The following is an 18,973-nucleotide window of genomic DNA, read 5'->3' on the forward strand; positions in this document are numbered from 1 at the left end:
TGCGAGCGAAACCCGTACGTGGCACTGTGGGGTCATGTGCGGTAGATACGCCTCGGCGCGCAAGAAGCACGAGCTGCTCGAGGAGTTCCAGGTCGAGCAGGACGGCGCCCCGGAGCAGGACCTCGGCGCCGACTACAACGTGGCTCCGACCAAGAACGTCTACGCGGTTCTGAGCCGCGTGCCCAAAGAGGCGGAACGGGCGGTGCGGCAGCTCAGGGTCGTCAGGTGGGGCCTGGTGCCGGCCTGGGCCAAGGATCCGTCGATCGGTTCGCGGCTGATCAACGCCAGGGCGGAGACGCTGGCGGACAAGCCGTCGTTCCGGCAGGCGTTCGCCAGGCGAAGGTGCCTGATCCCGGCCGACGGCTATTTCGAGTGGATGCCGGTCGAGGGCGGGAAGAAGAAGCAGCCGTACTTCATCCATCCTGAGGACGGCGGGGTGCTGGCCATGGCCGGCCTGTACGAGTTCTGGAAGGACCCGTCCAGGGACGATGACGATCCGCTGAAATGGCTGGTCACCACGACGGTCATCACGACGAACGCCGAAGACCACCTCGGGCGCATCCACGACCGGATGCCCATGATGATCGAGCGGGAGCGCTGGCAGGAGTGGCTCGACCCCAAGCTCACCGACACCGATCAGGCGACGGGGTTGCTGGTGCCGGCCGAGGCGGGGCGGCTCACGGCGTACGCGGTCTCGACCGATGTGAACAACGTGCGGAACAACGGCCCGGATCTCATTGAACCGCTACCCGAGGAGGGGGAAAGCGCCCTCTTCTAAAGGTGTAAGGAGCACGGTAAGTGGGCATCCGGTGAGGAAAGCGATGTATCCGTTTACTCGGAGTCACCGCCGAACATGCCCTTTGATTGCGCCGGGCGGGACATCCGGGGAGTCCTAGCCGCGGGTTGCCCTCATGTACCCGGAGGTGCGGATTCGTGGACGTCACGACCGCTCGTGAGCGGCTGGAAGACATGCTCGCGGAACTGGATCGCTCGATCGGGGTCCTTCAGGGCGACCCCGTCGCCGTACGCGAGTACTCGGCGGCCGACGCCGGCTCCGACCTGACCGACGCCGACCGCGCCCAGGCCATGCTGACCGTGGCCTCCGCGCAGCGCCGCGCGGTGATCGAAGCCATCAAGCGCCTGGAGGAAGGCGTCTACGGCCGGTGCGTCGACTGCGGCAGGCCCGTGCCGGAGGGCAGGCTGGAGGCCCGCCCAGAGGCGGCGCGGTGCGTGCAGTGCCAGGGCAAGCAGGAGCGCCGCAGATAAGCGGCACAAGCCCGGGGCGAGCGGGAGCGCCGTGGACGGACGGTTCCTGGCGGGCGCGAGCGCCGCTGAGGACCGAGAGGGCATCGACGCCGCCGGCCACGAAGAACGGCGGGCCGGCGCCCTTCAAGGGCTCTTGCGGCAGCTCGCGACCAGATGGATGCCGACCGTGTCGTCGTCGTCGGGGTGGGTCTCGAGTTCGGTGCGCACCAGATAGGTCAGGGCCCGCGCGTCGGACCCGAGCACGTGGTCCACGGTGGAGGGCGACAGCACGGTACGCGGCCGCATCCACTCCACTTCGAGCCCGGCTCCGATCAGCAGCTCGCGCAGCTGCCCGCTGCTGAAGCAGCGCGTGATGCTGCCGTCGGGCCACGGCACGAGCATGACCTCGCCGGTCTGCCGCAGGTGCTGCCACTGTTCCTGTTCGGCCAGGATCGCCATGCCCAGCACCAGCGAGTCGACGCACACCAGCGCCCGCCCGCCGGGCCGCAACACCCTGGCCACGTCGTTCATCGCGGATTCGGCCATCAGCTCGATCGACATCGCCCGCTCTTCCGCGAGCACGGCGTCGACGCTGGCGTCGGGCAGGAACGCCAGATCGTCGGCGCGTACGTGACGCACCAGGTCGGCCTCGCGCAGGGAATGCCCGTCGGGGGTTCCACGGAAGTTGACCACCTCGATCACCCGGTGGCCCGCCCTGGCCGCCTGATCGGACCAGCGCCCGCGGCCGCCGGACAGATCGAGGATCGTGGAGGGTTCGCCGGGAAGCCATCGGTTGAGTTGCTCGGCGGCGACGGCGCGGTAGAAGGTCCAGTACGGCCCGAGCGTCCCTGAGCCGTTCAGTTCCTCGGCCGGAATGGGCAGCACACGCGACTCCTGGGTTCCGGAAAAAGGGCTACCAGCCGGTACGTATGGACGTTCCCCGCACCGGGTCCTTCGTACCTTCTATCTTGCGGGAACAGACAAGGCGGCGTGGGTGTTGCGACGAGCATGCTCGCTGTCGTTGATGGTCGAGACCGCCGCGGCGGTCGTCGCACCGTGTCCGCCACGCTCTCGCCGAGCGCTCGCATACTCGACCCCCTCCCCGCTGACCGGCAGTTCTCGGGCCAGCAGGTATCCTCCCCTGAGTACGGTGTTCCGCCACAGCCGGCCACCGGTGATCTTAGGGGGGTGGGTCCGGTGCCCGCGACAGGCGCGGAGACGCTGGAGCAGCGGAGCGAGCGGTTCGAGCGCGATGTGATGCCGTATCTCGAGCAGCTCTATTCCGCCGCGCTCCGGATGACCCGGAATCCCGCGGACGCGGAGGACCTGCTGCAGGAGACCTTCGCCAAGGCGTTCGCGTCGTTCCACCAGTTCCAGCAGGGCACGAATCTCAAGGCGTGGCTCTACCGGATCCTGACCAACACCTTCATCAACAGCTACCGCAAGAAGCAGCGCGAGCCGAAGCAGTCCGGCACCGAGGAGATCGAGGACTGGCAGCTCGCGCGGGCCGAGTCCCACACCTCGAGCGGGCTGAAGTCTGCCGAGGTCGAGGCGCTCGAGCATCTGCCCGACGGCGACATCAAGCAGGCGCTGGCGGCGCTGCCTGAGGAGTTCAGGATCGCGGTCTACCTGGCCGACGTGGAGGGCTTCCCCTACAAGGAGATCGCCGACATCATGGGCACTCCGATCGGCACGGTGATGTCGAGGCTGCACAGGGGACGCAGACAGCTCAGGAGCCTCCTTGAGGACTATGCTCGCGAGCGTGGCCTGGTCCCGGCGGAGGGATCGAAATGAGCTGTGGCAACCCGCATGACACCGACTGTCGTGAGGTGCTGGAGAAGGTTTACGCCTATCTCGACGGCGAGCTGACCGAAGGCGCCGTCGCCGATATCCGCGTTCACCTCGACGAGTGCAGTCCCTGTCTGAAGGAATATGACCTTGACAAGGCGGTCAAGGCGCTCGTGGCCAAGCACTGCGGCTGCGACCCCGTCCCCGCGGACCTTCGTTCCAAGGTCCTCGACCGCATCGCGCAGGTGAGGGCGGAGCTGGGCGACTAGGATCGACCGCATGCGCGTGTTGGTCACCGGAGGCGCCGGGTTCATCGGATCAAATCTCGTCGATCGCCTGCTGGTCGACGGGCACGAGGTCGACGTGGTCGACGACCTTTCCTCGGGGAGCACGGCCAATCTGGCGGGGGCGGCCGAGAGTGAGCATTTCCGCTTCCACGAGCTCGACGTGTGCGATCCCGCGCTGAGCCGCCTGGTGGCCGATCGGGGGCCGGAGGTCATCTGCCATCTGGCCGCGCAGGTCAGCGTGCGCAAGAGCGTCGCCGACCCGCTGCAGGACGCCAGGATCAACGTCGAGGGCACCGCGTCGGTGCTGGCGGCGGCCCAGCACGGGCACACGCGCAAGGTGGTGTTCGCCTCCTCCGTGGCCGTCTACGGCAGGCCGGTCACGATCCCGGTGCCCGGTGACGCGCCCACGGACCCGCGTTCGCCGTACGCGGCCTCGAAGCTGAGCGGCGAGACCTATCTGGCGACCTTCCGCGCCCTGTACGGCATCGAGTACACCACGCTGGTGCTCTCCAACGTCTACGGCCCGCGCCAGTCGGCGGAGGGCGAGGCCGGCGTGGTCGCGATCTTCACCGACGCCCTGCTCAGGGGCGAGCCCACGGTCCTGTACGGCGACGGCACCCAGACCCGCGACTACGTCTACGTCGACGACGTGATCGACGGCTTCGTCAGGGCGTGCGGGCAGGACGGCGACGGCCGCAGGTTCAACCTCGGCACCGGCATCCAGACCACCGACCGGCGGCTGCACTCGCTGATCGCCGACGCGGCGGGCGCGCAGGACAAGCCGGGGTTCGCCCCGCCGCGCCTGGGCGACCTGCCCGCGATGGCGGTCGATCCGGTGCCCGCCCACGACGGGCTCGGCTGGCAGCCGCGTACCGACCTGCCGACCGGGGTGAAGAAGACCGTCGTGTGGGCCGCCACACATCGCAATAGGTAGTTGCTTGATTACGCTTTGCTTGCGATTTCCGACTCCGCCCATACGGCCACGTCGACTTCTGTAGCGTGAACCCCAGAAATCGACGTGGAGGCATGTGGATGTTGAAGGTTACGGTCCCCCGGCCGCTCCCGGGAGCGGTCCGTCCCGGGGTGTCCTGGACCTGAACTCCGTAGGGGGCCGCAATGCGTGATCTGCCGTGGCCCGCAAGGGTCTATCTGGTCGCCGTGATCGTGGCGGCGGCCGCTCTTCTCGTACGGAGCACGATCACCTCCGGCGCGCCCGTGGCCCCGGAGGACCTGGACGTCCTGCTGGTGCTCGCGCTGCTGTTTTTGGTGTGCGAGTCGATGCCGACGCTGCTCAACGTGGAGCAGTTCGCGGTGTCGGTGAGCTTCTCGGCCTCGCTCGCGGCCGTGGTGCTGCTCGGCCCCGACGGCGCGGCGCTCGTGGGGCTCACCGCGGTGGTGAGCGTGCGTCCGGGGCTGCCGCTGGTCAAGCGGCTGTTCAACGGCGCCCAGTTCGCCGTGTGCGGCTACGTGGCCGGGTGGGTTTACCAGGCGCTCGAGGGCAGGGTCGGGGTGCCGCAGGTCAACGCCTTCGACGACCTCATCGGCCCCTACGCCGCGGCCACGGCGGTGTTCGTGCCGCTCAACATCGCGCTCACGCTGACCATGATCGGGCTGGCCACCGACGTGCGGGCCACCGAGGTGCCGATGCGCGCCATGGCGCAGTTCCTGCTGTCCTATCTGGGTTACGGCACGTTCGGGCTGCTGGTGGCGGGGCTGTGGGCGACCGTGCAGTCGATCTCGGCGGTGCTGGTGCTGCTGCCGCTGTTCGTGGCCCGGTGGGCGTTCGGGCAATACCACGCGCAGCAGCGCTCGTACGACGCCACGATCGCCGCGCTCTGCCAGGCCGTGGAGACCAAGGACTACTACACCAGGGGCCACTGCACGCGCGTCTCGCTCGCCTCCTCCATGATCGCGCAGGAGATCGGCATGGGCACAGAACGGGTACGGGCCATCCGCTACGCCGGCATGCTCCACGACGTGGGCAAGCTCGGCGTGCCGACCAAGGTGCTGCAGAAGGACGGGCCGCTGACCGAGGAGGAGTTCGCCGCCATCCAGCTCCATCCGATGCGCGGGCTGGAGATCGTGCGCGGCATCGGCTTCCTCGACGAGGCGTACGCCGGGATCATGCACCACCACGAACGCCACGACGGCACCGGCTACCCGATGGGGCTGGCCGGTGACGAGATCCCCGAGTTCGCGAAGGTCATCGCGGTGGCCGACGCGTTCGACTCGATGACCTCCGACCGCTCCTACCGAGGCGCCAGGCCGGTCGGAGTGGCCGTCGAAGAGCTGCGCAAGAGCGCCGGCACCCACTTCGACCCCGTCATGGTCGCGGCCTTCATCCGCGCCCTCGACCGCGAACCGTGGCAGCCGCCGCGCCGGGTCGACTCGCCGCCGCCCGACGAGACCCCGATCAAGGACCACGACGACCCGACCATGCCCATCGAGGTCGTGACCGGGCCATGATCACCACAGAACGCGCCAGAAGCACCGAGCGCTCGTTCAACACCGTCCTGCGCCGGCTCGACTCCGGGCAGCTCCTGCTCATCGGCGCGGCGGGGCTGGTCGCCATCGCGGGCGTCGCCCACACCGCCGCCGTCGGGCTCGACCGGCCGGAGATCGCGCTCGGGTTCGGGGCGCTGATCGCGGTCGGCGAACTGGCCAGGCTGACCATGCCGGGCAACAGGGAGGTGGCGCCCATCGGCGCCGCCGCGGCGCTCGGCTACACGCTGCTGCTCGACCTCAGCCAGAACCCGCTGCGCCACTCCGCGCTGCAGGTCGTGGCGGTGATCGCGGTCGGCATGATGGCGGGGGCGCTGCCGCATCTGGCGGTGGGCCGCCCGCCGCGTCTCGACGCGATGGCCAGGCGGCTGCTCACCGGCGCGCTGTTGGCCTTCGCCTTCCGCCCGCTGGCCGATCCGCTCTACGAGATGACCAAGCCGCCGACGAGCACCTGGTGGCCCGCGCTCGTGGCGATGGTCACGCTCATCGCGATCACCCTGCTCATCGACGTGCTGATCGCCGCGCTGCTGCGGGCCGAGCAGGTGCGCACGGCGTTCAGGGTGGCGGTGCGCGACGAGATCAACATGGCCTTCCCGCTGGGCGCGGCCGTGGCCTCGTCCGGGGTGCTGCTCGCGCTGGCCACACACAGCATGGACCTGGTCGCGCTGCTGGTGTTCGCCGCGCCGCTGCTGGTCACGCAGGTGGCCTTCCGCAAGTACGCGGGCATCCGCGCGACCTACCTGCAGACCGTGCGTGCCCTGTCGCGGGTCACGGAGGTCGGCGGCTACGTCGAGCCCGGCCACTCGCGCCGGGTCAGCCGCCTGGCCGTGGCCATCGGCAGAGAGCTGGGCATGGCCGAGCCCGAGCTGCTCGAACTCGAGTACGCCGCGTTGATGCACGACATCGGCCAGCTCTCGCTGCGCGACCCGATCCCCGGCGGCGCGACCGTGCTGACCGAGCCCGAGCAGGCCCGCCGCATCGCCGAGCTGGGCGCCGAGGTGATCAGGCAGACCGGGGTGCTCGACCGGGTGGCCGACGTGGTCAGCCGGCAGTGCGATCCGATCAGCGACGACCCGCCGCTGTCGAGCCGCATCATCAGGGTCGCCAACGCCTACGACGACCTCGTGGGGCCCTCGACCGACCGCGACAGGGCGGGGGCGGCGCTCGAACGCGTCCGTCTGTCCTCCGGCAGCGCCTACGATCCCCATGCGATCGAGGCGCTGGCCCGCGTGATCGACCGCGGACGCGTCTAGGTGTACAAGTCCGCTGCGGGCTCGTCGCGTTTCCGGCCGCTCACAATTGTGGGGTTCCTACAGATCAGGCTCCTTGGATCGGTGGTTTAGGGGGAAAGGGGTCAGGGCGGTGGCGGCCATAGGGTGGGCGGGTGCTTACTGAGACGCTCGGACCCGTTCTGGTCGCCAACCGAGGGGAGATCGCGCGGCGGGTCATCCGCACGGTCAAGCGGATGGGCCTGCGTGCCATCGCCGTGCACTCGGAGGCCGACGCCGACCTGCCGTTCGTCCGCGAGGCCGACGAGGCCGTGCTGATCGGGCCCGCCAACCCGGCGCAGAGCTACCTCGACACCGACAAGGTGCTTGAGGCGGCCCGCGCGACCGGCGCGAAGGCGGTGCACCCCGGCTACGGCTTCCTGTCGGAGAACTCCGCGTTCGCCAGGGCGGTGATCGACGCCGGCATGGTGTGGATCGGCCCCGCGCCCGAGTCCATCGACACGATGGGCGACAAGATCAACGCCAGGAACCTGATGGAGGCCGCCGGCGTGCCGGTCGCCGCGGGCACCCGCGAGCCGGTCACCGACCTGTCGCAGGCGCTGAAGGCCGCCGAGTCCATCGGCTATCCGGTCATGGTCAAGACCGCGGGCGGCGGCGGTGGCATCGGCATGAGCGTGGCCCACGACGACGAGGGCCTGGCCAAGGCGTTCGAGCAGGCCGCTCGGGCGGCGGCCAGGTTCACCGCGGGAGACGCGCTGGCCGGTCCCGCCGTGCTGCTCGAGCGCTACATCGAGCGGGCCCGCCACGTCGAGGTGCAGATCCTCGGCCTGCCGGACGGCCGCGTGGTGGCGCTCGGCGAGCGCGACTGCTCGGTGCAGCGGCGCCACCAGAAGGTCGTCGAGGAGTCTCCGTCCCCCGGCATCACGCCCGAGCTGCGCGAGCGCATGCTGGCCGCGGCGGTGCGGGCCGGTGAGGCCGTCGGCTACCTGGGCGCCGGCACCGTCGAGTGCCTGGTCGACGCCGACAAGCAGGACTTCGTGTTCCTGGAGATGAACACCAGGCTGCAGGTGGAGCACCCGGTCACCGAGCTGGTCACCGGGCTCGACCTGGTGGAGCTGCAGCTGCGCGTGGCCGCGGGCGAGAGCCCCGAGGTGCGGCCGGTGAGCGCCGGGCACGCGATCGAGTTCCGGGTGTACGCCGAGGACCCCAAACGCTTCTTCCCCGGCCCCGGCAAGGTCGTGACGTGGGACGAGCCGACGGGCGAAGGCGTGCGCGTCGACTCCGGCTACGAGGCGGGCAACACCGTCACGCCGTTCTACGACCCGCTGATGGCCAAGCTGTGCGTCCACGGCGACAGCAGGGCCGACGCGCTGGAGAAGGGGCGCAAGGCGGTGGCGGCGTTCATCGTCGAGGGGCCGAAGAACAACCTGCCATTCTGTGCAGAGCTGCTGGAGAACGCGGAGTTCGTCACCGGCGACTACGACACGGGCCTGGTCGCGCGGATGCGCGCCTAGGGTGAGAACATCTGAGAAAGAGGGGAGTCCCGGTGGCTGAGGTACGCGCCGAGATGGTGGCCAACGTGTGGAAGGTCGTCGTCAAAGAGGGCGACACCGTCTCCGACGGAGACACTCTGGTCATCCTCGAGTCGATGAAGATGGAAATCCCGGTGATCGCCGAGGATGACGGTGTGGTGGCGCAGCTCAAGGTGGCTGAGGGCGACGTGATCCAGGAAGGCGACCTGATCGCCGTCATCGAGTAGCGCGGGCCAGAAACTTGGCGCGGTCGACGACCACCCGCTCGATCGTGCCCCGGCCCACGACGGCATGCCTGTCGTGGGCCTCGAAAGCGAAGACCAGCCGCCGCCCGTCGACCTCGGTGAGTTCGACGCCGATCTGCACGTGCGTCCCGAGGGGGCTGGCGGCCAGATGCTCCAGCTCGACCCTGGTGCCCACGGACGTCTCGTTCGGCCGCAGGTGGTGCTCGACGGCGCGCACGGTCGCGGCCTCGGCCAGGGCGAGCAGTCGCGGCGTGGCGAGCACCGGTACGTCGCCGCTGCCGATCTTCTTGGCGGTGTCCTCCATCTCGACCATGATGAGCAGCGTGGAGCGCAGACCTGGAGCGAGCGTCATGGAGCCAAGCCTACTGATGTGACAGGGGCCACTGACTTCCCGGGAAACGCGGACAAGTGTGGGCATAAGGCCGCAGGATAGGGTTTGTACGGCTTAAAGCATTTGAGTGGCATGTGGGACAGGTGAGTCGTACACTCTCTGAGTTCCGTGACCACTGTGTTACCTGACCGCGACAAAACTTCGCTTTGTTGGAGTTCCGCGGGGTGGGAGAGGTTACAGAGGTAGGGGGGTAACGGGGGAGTCATGGTGGCCCAAGGGACGACGCTGGCGGGGCGGTATCGGCTGGATACCCGCATCGGCGCCGGCGGCATGGGCGAGGTGTGGCGCGGCGAGGACATCGTCCTGGCCCGCACCGTCGCCGTGAAGGTGCTGCTCCCGGGCCGAATGGAGGATCCTGGCTTCGTCGCCCGCTTCCAGGGGGAGGCGCGGGCGATGGCCACGATCAACCACTCAGGCGTGGTCGACGTCTACGATTACGGCGTCAGCGGCGACACTGTCTATTTGGTGATGAAGTTCGTCGACGGCGAGCCGCTCGACCGACTGCTTGCCAGGCTGGGCCGCATCCAGCCGCAGTCGGCGATGGAGCTGATCGCGCAGGCGGCCTCCGCGTTGCAGGCGGTGCACGACCAGGGCATCGTCCACCGCGACGTCAAGCCGGGCAACCTGCTGGTGCAGCGCGACGGCACGCTGGTGCTGACCGACTTCGGCATCGCCCGCTCCGACCTGGCCAACCGGCTCACCGACGCCGGCATGGTGCTCGGCACGGCTGCCTACTGCGCCCCGGAGCAGGCCGAGGGCGCTCCCGTCACGCCGGCGGTCGACATCTACGCGCTCGGCGTGGTCGCCTACGAGTGCCTGGTCGGCCAGCGGCCGTTCGACGGCGACAGCGCGGTCACGATCGCGCTCAAGCACATCAGGGAGGCGCCGCCGCCGCTGCCCGCCGAGATCCCTCCGGCGGTCCGCACGCTGGTCGAGGTCGCCCTGTCGAAGGATCCGGCCCGGCGTTACCCGACGGCCAAGGCCATGAGCGAGGCGGCGCGCGCGGCCGCCAGCGGGCAGGCGACCGCCGTTCCCGAGGCACCGGCCACCGGGGCCCAGATGGCGCCGCCACCCGAGGCGTACCAGCACCAGCAGCAGACGTCGCCTCAGGGCGGCGGGCAGTACGCCTACCAGACCGGCGCGCAGATGGCCCAGGAGGAAGCCCCGACCACGGAGCGGCGCGGGAGCCGGCGCGCGGCGAAGGCCCCGCGCAGGACCGGGCTGATCGCGGGCGTCGCCCTCGCGGTGGTGCTCGGTGCGGGCGCGGGCGCGGTCGCCCTGACCGGCATGACCACCGGCACGCCGCCAGAGGCCACCACCAGCCCTGCCGGTAACGAGACGAGTGAGTCCAAGAGCCCCAAGCCGCCGAGGAAGATCAGGACGCCCACGCCGGAGCCGACGAAGGAAGAACCCAAGCCGACGGTCACGAGGCCGCAGCCCGCCGAGACCGAAGAGGAGGAGATCCCGGAGGAGACCCCTTCGCCCACGGTCTCTCCCTCGGTCACCAAGACGCCGACCAAGAACCCGACGGCCACCCCCTCCTCGACGGTCAAGAAGGTGCTCGTGCCCAACGTCCTTGGGATGGGCACCATCGCGGGCGAGGAGCGGATCTTGGCGGCAGGACTGCAGTCGATGCTCGAGGACAACACCGCCTCGTCCAACGGCATGCGCTGCGGCAAGATCAGGGCGACGGTGCCCGGCCCCAACAAGTCCGTGGAAGAGGGCAAGACCATCAAGTTGATCATCATCGACGGCGTCTGCCCCGAGGACGTGCCGACGCCCACCCCGACCCCCACGCCGAAGCCGTAAGCTCACACCCCCGTCGTGTTGCGGGGGTAGGCGACCTGGGGGTCGGTCGCGATGTTGACCAGGTAGGGGATGCCGGAGTCGAAGGCCCTGCGCAGTGCGGGGCCGATCTCCGACGGCTTGGTGACCAGCTCGCCGCCTCCGCCGAGCGCGGTCACGACCTGGTCGTAGCGGCACTGCGGCTGCAGCTCCGCGGCCACGTCGTAGCCGTACAGGAGCTGCATGGGGTGCTTCTCCAGGCCCCACATGCCGTTGTTGCCGCAGATCATGACGACGGGGAGCTTGTGGCGGACGAGGGTGTCGACGTCCATCAGCGAGAAGCCGGCGGCGCCGTCGCCGAGCAGCAGCACCACCTGCGAGGACGGCCTGGCCAGGCGGGCGGCGATGGAGTAGCCGAGGCCGGTGCCCAGGCAGCCGTACGGGCCGGGGTCGAGCCAGTTGCCCGGCTGCTTCGGCTCGACGTACTTGCCCGCGTAGGAGACGAAGTCGCCGCCGTCGCCGATCACCACGGCGTCGTCGGCCAGCACTTTGCCCAGCTCGCCGTAGACGCGCATCGGGTGGATCGGGTCGGCCTCGGAGGCGAGCAGTTCGGCGTCGCCGGCGATGGCCGCGGCGGCCGCCTCCGACAACTTCGACACCCAGGAGGCGTAGGAGCTGGGCTTGACCCCGGCCTCGCCGCAGGCCGTGGACAGGCTCCAGAAGACCACCGACAGGTCGCCCGCGGCGGAGGCGGCCGGCTGCATGTGGGTGGCCAGCTGCGACGGCGCGTCGGCGATGTGCACGACGCGGGCCAGCGGAGCGCCGTCCTTGCCGCCGAACCAGCCGTAACCCAGGCGGAAGTCGAGCGGCGTGCCGACCACGATCACCAGGTCGGCCTGGGCGAAGGCGAGGCCGCGGGCGCGGGTGACGAGCAGCTCGTGGCCCGAGGGCAGGATGCCGCGGCCCTGGCCGTTGGGGATGACCGGCAGTCGCCAGGTCTCGGCGAAGTCGCGGGCGGCCTCCTCGGCGCGGTCCATCCACACGTCGGAGCCGTACACCAGCACGGGCCGCTCCGCCTCGGCCAGCAACCGCGCGATGCCGGCCAGGTCGTCGGGGTCGGGCTCAAGGGGTGAGGGCGTCTGCGTCCGGGCGAGGTGCGTGGGCGACGGGGAGAACAGGTGGTCCATGTAGAAGTCGAGGAACACCGGGCCTCGGTGGGGCGCGATCGCCGTGCGGAAGGCCACCTCGACGTCCTGGCCGATCGACTCGGCGTCGCTCGCGGTGAACGAGAGCTTGGTGATCGGGTCGAGCAGGGGCGGGTGGTCCATCTCCTGCAGGGCGCCGCTGCCCCAGCGCGACTGGGGCGCGCGGCCGCCCATGACGACCACGGGGGAGCCGTTGAAGTGGGCGGTCGCCACGCCGCTGACGCCGTTGGTGATGCCGGGCCCGGCGGTCAGCACGGCCAGACCCGGTTTCCTGGTCAGCCTGGCCGTCGCCTCGGCGGCGAAGACCGCGCTCTGCTCGTGGCGTACGTCGAGGATGCGCATCTCCTCGTGCACCGCGCCGTCGTACAGCGGGAAGACGTGCCCGCCTGACAGGGTGAACATGGTTTCGACGCCATAGGCCTTGGACACGGCGACGGCGGCGTCACCGGCGTGCTTCGCAGACTCCATGCCGGGAACTTACCAACCAGTCACAAGAGTAAACAGACCTTCAGTCGCAGCACACCCTGACGGTGCCGTTCGGCGCCTTCGCGGTGACCTTCCTGGGAGCGCCCGGGGCCTTGACGACGTCGAGGGAGGTACGGGCGGCCTCGGTGGTCACGTCGTAGGCGCCCTCAGGCAGGATCACGGTGACGTCGCCCGTGGTTCTGACGACCGCCCTGACGTTCGAGGGTAGGTCTTCGAAGCTCGCGTACACGTCGCCGGAGCCGATCTCCAGGTCGGCCCTGTCGCCCTTGAGCAGGACGGCCTGGATGAGGCCCGAGCCGCTCTTGGCCCACACGTCGCCGGAGACGCGCTGGGCGTTGATGGTGCCGGACACGGAGCTCAGGCGCACGTCGCCGAACATGCCGTGGATATTCAGGTCGCCGACCGTTGTGCTGGCGTCGACGTCGGTCTCCGGCGGCAGGAACAGCATGTAGTCGGCCTGGCAGATGGGGCCTTCCGGCTGGTCGTAGCCGGGGCAGACCGCCTCCAGCCGCAGCGTCCTGGTGGCGGTGTCCCAGACGTCGGAGACGTCGGGCCGCTGGCCGGACCAGCGCAGCCGTCTGTTGACGAGCAGCTCCCCGGCCTCGCCCGGCAGGATGTGCACGTTCACCTGGCCCTTGGCGACCTTGATCCTGATCTCGTCCTGCGTGAACGGGATGGACCTTTCGGAGAAGGCCGACGGCGTTCTGGCGTGGGCGAAGCCCACCCAGATCAGCGCCGTGGACAGCGTCAGCCCGATCACGGTCGCCATCACTCCCGCGGTCAGCCACGCCGCCCTCACGGCAGGCTCCTGATCTTGAGGAACTGCAGGACGGCCAGCACGCGCCGGTGGTCGCCCTCCGCCGGTGACAGGTCGAGCTTGGCGAAGATGTTGCCGATGTGCTTGCCCACCGCGCCCTCGCTGAGCACCAGGGCCTGGCCGATGCCGGCGTTGGAGCGGCCCTCGGCCATCAGCTTGAGCACCTCGTGCTCCCGCGGTGTCAGGCGTTCGAGCGGGTCGCTGTTGCCGCGCAGCAGGAGCTGGGCGACGACCTCCGGGTCGAGCGCGGTGCCGCCCGAGGCGACCCTGCGCAGCGCGTCGATGAACTCCGCCACGTCCGCGACCCGGTCCTTGAGCAGGTAGCCGACCCCGCCCGCCGCCGCGGAGGCGAGGAGTTGGGCGGCGTAGCGCTCCTCGACGTACTGCGAGAGCACAAGCACGGCCAGGTCCGGCTGCTGGCGGCGCAGCACGAGCGCGGCCCGCAGGCCCTCGTCGGTGTGCGTGGGCGGCATCCTGACGTCCGTGATCACCAGCTCGGGCCGGTGCTCCTCGGCTGCCCGCAGCAGGCCCTCCGCCTCGTCCACGGCCGCCACCACCTCCATGCCTGAGGCGTCGAGCAGCCGGATCAGGCCCTCGCGCAGCAGGACGGAGTCCTCGGCCAGCACTACTCGCACGGCAGTTCCACCTCGATCGTCGTCGGGCCGCCCAGTGGACTGGACAGCCGCAGGGACCCGTCCACCGCGTCGATGCGCTGGGCCAGGCCGCGCAGCCCGGTGCCGCGGTGCATCCCGGCGCCGCCGCAGCCGTCGTCGTAGACGGACAGGTGCAGGCGGTCGCGCTCGCGCCGCACGCTCACCTCGGCCTTGGTCGCCGCGGCGTGCTTGGCGATGTTGGTCAGTGCTTCTGACACGATGAAGAAGGCCACCGCCTCGATGGTCGGAGTGGTACGCCGTTCGATGTCGACGCGGAGTTTGACGGGGAAGGGGGCGCGGGCGGCGATGCCGGACAGCGCCGCGTCCAGGCCCTGGTCGTTGAGCACGGCCGGGTGCAGCCCTCTGACGAAGTCACGCAGCTCCTTGAGCGCCTGCTTGGCCTCCTCGTGCGCCCGCACGATGGCCTCGCGGGCCGGCTCGGGCAGGTCGGTCAGGGTGGCCCTGGCTAGGCCGAGGTTCATGGCGAGGGAGACGAGCCGCTGTTGCGCGCCGTCGTGCAGGTCGCGCTCGATCCTGCGGCGCTCGGCGTCAGCCGCGTCGATCACGCCCGCCCTGCTCTCGGTCAGCGTCTCGATCCGCTGGCCCAGCTCGGAACGGCTGGGCCCGAGCAGCGTGCGCGCCACCGACAGGTCCAGCGCGGCCATGCCCCTGGCCAGCAGCGGCGCCAGCAGCACCAGCGCGAGCCCCAGCGCCATGAAGGCCGCCACGACCTTGCCGTCTCTGAGATCGAACAGGAACTCCAGCGGCGGCCGTTGGAAGCGCGGCGGCAGAAACGACAGCAGCCCCACGACCGCGCTGCTCCACGTCAGCGCCACCAGCAGCGCGGCCGCCAGGCTCACGAACGGCGACAGCAGGTGGTAGCCGATCTGCCGCCAGGTGGCCCGGCTGCGCAGCTCGCTCGGTGAGTTCACCGGCGGGATGCGCACGCCGAGGAACGCCTCGAACCGGGAGCGCTGGATCCTGGTGAACCACGGCATGCCGCGCCGCAACAGCGGCGGGACCGCGATCGCGGCGACCGTCAGCCCGCCGAGCACCACGCCGACCGGCAGACCGATCATCACGTGCGCCGTGTCGAGCCAGGCCCGAGCCGACCACGGACGGGGGACTTTCATTCCTCAACGGTATTGAGCCGGACGGGGTCCGCGAAATGGGCCTGGTGTGCTGGTGGGAGGTGGGGTTAGCCCCACCCCGCGCGAAAGGGCGCGGGGTCGAATCCGCCGCCCAGCGCCGTGCCCAGTCCGCAGCGCGCCGCCGCGACGAACGCCGCCCGGTCGAGGCGGCCCGCCCCGTCGTGCAGCGCGCCGGCGAGCGGCCGCGCGGCCAGCATCTCCAGGTCGGCCACGTCGCTGCGCTCGGCGACCCCCGGCGCGTCCGGCCAGCGGCCGATGACCAGCCCCGCCAGGTCGAGCCCGCGGTGGGCAAGGACTTCCAGGGTGAGCGCGGCCTGGTTGACCGTGCCGCCGCCGACGCCGGTCACGACGAGCACCTGTGCCCCCAGCGACCTGGCCAGGTCGGCGATGGTGGCGCCGTCCTCGTCGTAGCGGACGAGCAGCCCTCCTGTGCCCTCCACGACCACGAGCCTGCTGCTCTCCGCCAGCTCCCGCACCAGGGTCGCGCAGGCGGCCAGCGACACGGGCGGCAGGCCGGCGACCCGGGCCGCGGCGGCGGGCGACAGGGGATCGGAGAAGCGGGCCAACTCGAACGTGGTGCCGACCCCGGACAGCCGGATCACCTCGTCGACGTCACCGGGCGCGCCGGCGGGCACACCGGTCTGGGCGGGCTTGACCACGGCGACAGAAGCCCCCCGCTCCTTCGCCAGCGCGGCCAGGGCGGCGGTCACGACGGTTTTACCCACACCCGTGTCGGTGCCGGTCACGACGAGGACGCTCATGTCTCTCAGCCTAGAAGTCAGCGAAGAACACGGCCCACATGGCGCTCGTAACGGCGAGTGCCACGTGAGCGTTCACGACCGGCGCTCGAAGGTCGCGCGCCCACGTCGGCGAGTCCGGGCAACCTGGCCGTGCCGTACAGGATGGTCTTTCAAACAGGACACACGTCGGCGAGCGGGGGTCTTTCAATCGAGCAGGGATCTTTCAGGGACGGCGCAGCCGGGTGACGAACTTATAGCGGTCGCCTCGGTAGAGGGATTGCGCCCACTCGACCGGGTTGCCGTCGGCGTCGAACGCGTGCCGCGTGAGCAGGAGCATCGGCAGGCCGACGTCGACGCCCAGGGCCTTGGCGTCGTAGGGGGTGGCCAGCACGGTCTCGATGATCTCCTCGGCGTCCGTGAGCCGCACGTTGTAGGCGTTGTGCAGCGTCTCGTACAGCGACGCGTGCACTTCCAGCTCGCGCCGCAGGCGCGGGAAGCGCCGCGCCGACAGGTGGGTCGTGTCGATCGAGACCGGCTCGCCGTTGGCCAGTCTGAGCCGGTGGATGCGCAGCACGCGCCCGCCGGGGTTGATGGCCAGGCGGCGGGCGAGCGCCTCGTCGGCGGTGATGTAGCCGATCTCCAGGATCTTGGTGTCGGGCTCCAGCCCGGCCGTGCGCAGGTCGCCGATGTACGAGGTCAGCTGGAGCACCTGCGCCACCTTCGGCTGGGCCACGAACGTGCCCTTGCCCTGGATGCGCAGCAGCCGGCCCTCCACGACAAGTTCGGTCAACGCCTGCCTGACCGTGGTGCGCGAGGTCTCGAACCGCACGGCCAGCGTGCGTTCCGGCGGCAGCGCCGTGCCGGGGGACAGGCTCTTGGTGAGCTCGAGCAGGCTGCGTTTCACGTCGTAGTACTTGGGAACGCGGGGGCTGTCGTCTGTCACGCTCTCACCTTCACTTCTGCCACGGCGGTGAGGGCGTGTCTGGTCACCGCGAGATCATCGGAACTCACATATGCCCGAGCGGTCAACCGCGGACCGGAGCAACCGAGCGCTGCCCAGCGCGTGCGGCTCCTGGCCCGCGCGGATCCGGGCAGCACAGGGTGGCGCGGCTCCGGTTGATGCAGCTCAGGTTGATTGTGAAGGATATCCACAGCAGAGTGCGCGATCGCAACCGAGGCCGGTTCACGAGCCGTGTCGCGCGGGGACCCGCCGCCCGTGTGGATCACCTCCGGATCACCCCGCACCGCCCCGTCCAGGCTTCTGACCTGGACCGACGGTGTGACGCTTCTCACAATATGAGATTTCGAGATAGGTCCAGCCGAGTAGACGATGCCGTATGCGCTGCAACATCGGGGATGAGCTGAGTTCTGCCCCCGTATCCAGCGCGCATTCAGGGGGTCGGTTTGGATGTTGCGGGGAAAAGCACGCATGATGCAGTCGTGCCGACTCTCAGCGACCTCGTAGCCCGCCACACCGCCCTCGACGCGGCGGACCTCGACTGGCTGCACTCGCTGGTCTCCGACTGGCAGCTGCTGGCCGACCTGTCCTTCGCCGATCTGGTCCTGTGGGCGCCGCTCCTGGGTGAGAACGGCTGGATCGCCATCGCCCAGATGCGCCCCACGACGGGGCCCACCGTCTACCACGACGACATCGTCGGCACCGTGGCGGCCAAGGGCGAGCGCCACCTCATCGACACCGCGTGGAACGAGCGGCGCATCTGCCGTGAGGGCGACCCCGACTGGTCGACGGGCGTCCCGGTGCGGGAGGAGACCATCCCGGTGCGCCGGGCGGTCGACAACGGCGAGGGCCGCTTCCTGGCGGTGATCCAGCGCTCCACGAACCTCTCCTCCGCGCGTACTCCCTCGCGCCTGGAACTGACCTATCTGCAAAGCGCCTCCGACCTGGCGCAGATGGTGGCCGAGGGGCGTTTCCCCTTCTCCGGCGAAGAGCCGATCCTGGTCCGCTCGCCGCGCGTCGGCGACGGGCTGCTCAGGCTCGACAGGGCCGGACGCGTCACGTACGCCTCGCCGAACGCCCTGTCCGCCTACCGCCGGCTCGGCCTGCACGCCGATCTGGTCGGCGCCGAGCTGGGCCGGGTCACCGCCACGTTGTGCTACTCCGACGAGCCGATCAACGAAGACCTCATGATCGTTGCCAGCGGGCGTGCGGCCAAGGAGACCGAGGTCGAGTCCGGCGGCACGATCGTGCAGCTCAGGGCCATTCCGCTGATCGTCGGCGGCGGCCGCATCGGCGCGCTGGTGCTCATCAGGGACGTGACCGAGCTGCGGCGGCGCGAGCGCGAGCTGATGACCAAGGACGCCACCATCCGCGAGATCCACCACCGGGTCAAGAACAACCTCCAGACCGTCGCCGCGTTGCTCAGATTGCAGGCGCGGCGGCTGCAGGTGCCCGAGGGCCGGGAGGCTCTGGAGGAGGCGGTACGCCGGGTCGGGTCGATCGCGATCGTGCACGAGACGCTGTCTCACGCGCCGGAGGAGTTCGTGGACTTCGACGAGATCGCCGACCGGGTGATCGCGATGGCGGGGGAGGTGTCGTCGCCGGAGGTGGCGGTGACACCGCGGCGGGTCGGGGAGTTCGGTGTGTTGCCGTCGCTCATCGCCACACCGCTGGCCATGGCGTTGACGGAGTTGTTGCAGAACGCGTTGCAGCATGGCCGGCCCAAGCGTCTGGAGGTCGTGGTCGATCCCGAGCTCGACCGGCTGAACGTCACCGTCTGGGACGACGGCGGCGGCCTGCCCGACGGCTTCGACCTCGAAAGCTCCACCAGTTTGGGGCTGCAGATCGTCCGTACGCTGGTGGTCGGGGAGCTGTCAGGCAAGCTCTCCATCCAGCCCCGCCTCGAGGGCGGCACCGAGGTGGCGTTGTCGATCCCGCTGCCCTCGGCCTGAGGGATTG

General features: G+C 70.1%; 19 protein-coding genes. 11 read left to right on the forward strand and 8 right to left on the reverse strand.

Annotated features, from left to right (window positions below):
• Nucleotides 1-34: 34 nt before the first annotated feature.
• Nucleotides 35-778 (forward strand): SOS response-associated peptidase, encoded by a 744-nt coding sequence (locus ACFOY2_RS34295; protein ID WP_379532264.1) that lies wholly within the window; start codon nt 35-37, stop codon nt 776-778.
• 155 nt (nt 779-933) lie between these two features.
• Nucleotides 934-1,266, forward strand: a complete 333-nt coding sequence (locus tag ACFOY2_RS34300) for a TraR/DksA family transcriptional regulator (protein WP_379532265.1) — start codon at nt 934-936, stop codon at nt 1,264-1,266.
• A gap of 123 nt (nt 1,267-1,389) precedes the next feature.
• On the opposite strand, the gene ACFOY2_RS34305 is transcribed toward ACFOY2_RS34300, so the two are convergent.
• Nucleotides 1,390-2,130 (reverse strand): class I SAM-dependent methyltransferase, encoded by a 741-nt coding sequence (locus tag ACFOY2_RS34305; protein ID WP_379532266.1) that lies wholly within the window; start codon nt 2,128-2,130, stop codon nt 1,390-1,392.
• A 303-nt stretch (nt 2,131-2,433) separates the two neighbouring features.
• Here ACFOY2_RS34305 and ACFOY2_RS34310 point away from each other — a divergent pair, with 303 nt between their 5' ends.
• From ACFOY2_RS34310 to ACFOY2_RS34340, 7 genes are all read left to right on the forward strand, one after another.
• Complete coding sequence (locus tag ACFOY2_RS34310) at nt 2,434-3,039, forward strand: sigma-70 family RNA polymerase sigma factor (RefSeq protein WP_308193338.1); 606 nt, start codon at nt 2,434-2,436, stop codon at nt 3,037-3,039.
• Complete coding sequence (gene rsrA, locus ACFOY2_RS34315) at nt 3,036-3,302, forward strand: mycothiol system anti-sigma-R factor (protein ID WP_379532267.1); 267 nt, start codon at nt 3,036-3,038, stop codon at nt 3,300-3,302. The genes ACFOY2_RS34310 and rsrA overlap by 4 nt, the downstream gene beginning before the upstream one ends.
• 10 nt (nt 3,303-3,312) lie before the next feature.
• Entirely contained in the window at nt 3,313-4,254 is a 942-nt protein-coding gene (locus tag ACFOY2_RS34320; protein ID WP_379532268.1) for an NAD-dependent epimerase/dehydratase family protein, read from the forward strand.
• A gap of 182 nt (nt 4,255-4,436) precedes the next feature.
• On the forward strand, nt 4,437-5,786 hold the full coding sequence (locus ACFOY2_RS34325; RefSeq protein WP_379532269.1) for an HD-GYP domain-containing protein: 1,350 nt from the start codon (nt 4,437-4,439) through the stop codon (nt 5,784-5,786).
• Entirely contained in the window at nt 5,783-7,075 is a 1,293-nt protein-coding gene (locus tag ACFOY2_RS34330) for an HD-GYP domain-containing protein (RefSeq protein ID WP_379532270.1), read from the forward strand. The genes ACFOY2_RS34325 and ACFOY2_RS34330 overlap by 4 nt, the downstream gene beginning before the upstream one ends.
• Before the next feature lie 131 nt (nt 7,076-7,206).
• Nucleotides 7,207-8,565 carry an acetyl-CoA carboxylase biotin carboxylase subunit gene (locus tag ACFOY2_RS34335; RefSeq protein WP_379532271.1) on the forward strand — a complete coding sequence of 453 codons (1,359 nt, stop codon included), beginning with the start codon at nt 7,207-7,209 and terminating at the stop codon, nt 8,563-8,565.
• A 32-nt stretch (nt 8,566-8,597) separates the two neighbouring features.
• Nucleotides 8,598-8,810, forward strand: coding sequence for a biotin/lipoyl-binding carrier protein (locus tag ACFOY2_RS34340; protein ID WP_345389604.1), 213 nt, complete (start codon nt 8,598-8,600; stop codon nt 8,808-8,810).
• On the opposite strand, the gene ACFOY2_RS34345 is transcribed toward ACFOY2_RS34340, so the two are convergent.
• Nucleotides 8,800-9,180: a thioesterase family protein gene (locus ACFOY2_RS34345; protein WP_379532272.1), complete on the reverse strand. Its 381-nt coding sequence runs from the start codon at nt 9,178-9,180 to the stop codon at nt 8,800-8,802. The genes ACFOY2_RS34340 and ACFOY2_RS34345 overlap by 11 nt on opposite strands.
• Nucleotides 9,181-9,423: 243 nt before the next feature.
• Between ACFOY2_RS34345 and ACFOY2_RS34350 the strand changes: the two genes are divergently transcribed.
• Nucleotides 9,424-11,028, forward strand: coding sequence for a serine/threonine-protein kinase (locus ACFOY2_RS34350; protein WP_379532273.1), 1,605 nt, complete (start codon nt 9,424-9,426; stop codon nt 11,026-11,028).
• A gap of 2 nt (nt 11,029-11,030) precedes the next feature.
• Here ACFOY2_RS34350 and ACFOY2_RS34355 read toward each other — a convergent pair whose 3' ends face one another.
• The 6 genes from ACFOY2_RS34355 to ACFOY2_RS34380 all read right to left on the reverse strand — a co-directional run bounded on the left by ACFOY2_RS34355 (nt 11,031) and on the right by ACFOY2_RS34380 (nt 16,999).
• The gene (locus ACFOY2_RS34355; protein WP_379532274.1) at nt 11,031-12,677 is read right to left on the reverse strand and encodes an acetolactate synthase; all 1,647 of its coding nucleotides are present in this window, start codon (nt 12,675-12,677) and stop codon (nt 11,031-11,033) included.
• Between the two features lie 40 nt (nt 12,678-12,717).
• On the reverse strand, nt 12,718-13,494 hold the full coding sequence (locus ACFOY2_RS34360; RefSeq protein WP_379532275.1) for a hypothetical protein: 777 nt from the start codon (nt 13,492-13,494) through the stop codon (nt 12,718-12,720).
• Entirely contained in the window at nt 13,491-14,147 is a 657-nt protein-coding gene (locus ACFOY2_RS34365) for a response regulator transcription factor (protein ID WP_379532276.1), read from the reverse strand. Before ACFOY2_RS34365 ends, ACFOY2_RS34360 begins: the two co-directional genes overlap by 4 nt.
• Nucleotides 14,138-15,298, reverse strand: coding sequence for a sensor histidine kinase (locus tag ACFOY2_RS34370; RefSeq protein ID WP_379532277.1), 1,161 nt, complete (start codon nt 15,296-15,298; stop codon nt 14,138-14,140). The genes ACFOY2_RS34365 and ACFOY2_RS34370 overlap by 10 nt, the downstream gene beginning before the upstream one ends.
• 65 nt (nt 15,299-15,363) lie before the next feature.
• Nucleotides 15,364-16,077: a dethiobiotin synthase gene (gene bioD / locus ACFOY2_RS34375; RefSeq protein ID WP_379532278.1), complete on the reverse strand. Its 714-nt coding sequence runs from the start codon at nt 16,075-16,077 to the stop codon at nt 15,364-15,366.
• 202 nt (nt 16,078-16,279) lie between these two features.
• The gene (locus ACFOY2_RS34380) at nt 16,280-16,999 is read right to left on the reverse strand and encodes a GntR family transcriptional regulator (RefSeq protein ID WP_347624501.1); all 720 of its coding nucleotides are present in this window, start codon (nt 16,997-16,999) and stop codon (nt 16,280-16,282) included.
• A gap of 497 nt (nt 17,000-17,496) precedes the next feature.
• On the opposite strand from ACFOY2_RS34380, the gene ACFOY2_RS34385 reads away from it, so the two are divergent.
• A complete protein-coding gene (locus ACFOY2_RS34385; RefSeq protein ID WP_357822364.1) occupies nt 17,497-18,966 on the forward strand; it encodes a histidine kinase N-terminal domain-containing protein in 1,470 nt (489 codons plus the stop codon).
• Nucleotides 18,967-18,973 lie beyond the last annotated feature (7 nt).

This window comes from Nonomuraea purpurea, from assembly GCF_042650645.1.
Taxonomy (GTDB): domain Bacteria; phylum Actinomycetota; class Actinomycetes; order Streptosporangiales; family Streptosporangiaceae; genus Nonomuraea; species Nonomuraea purpurea.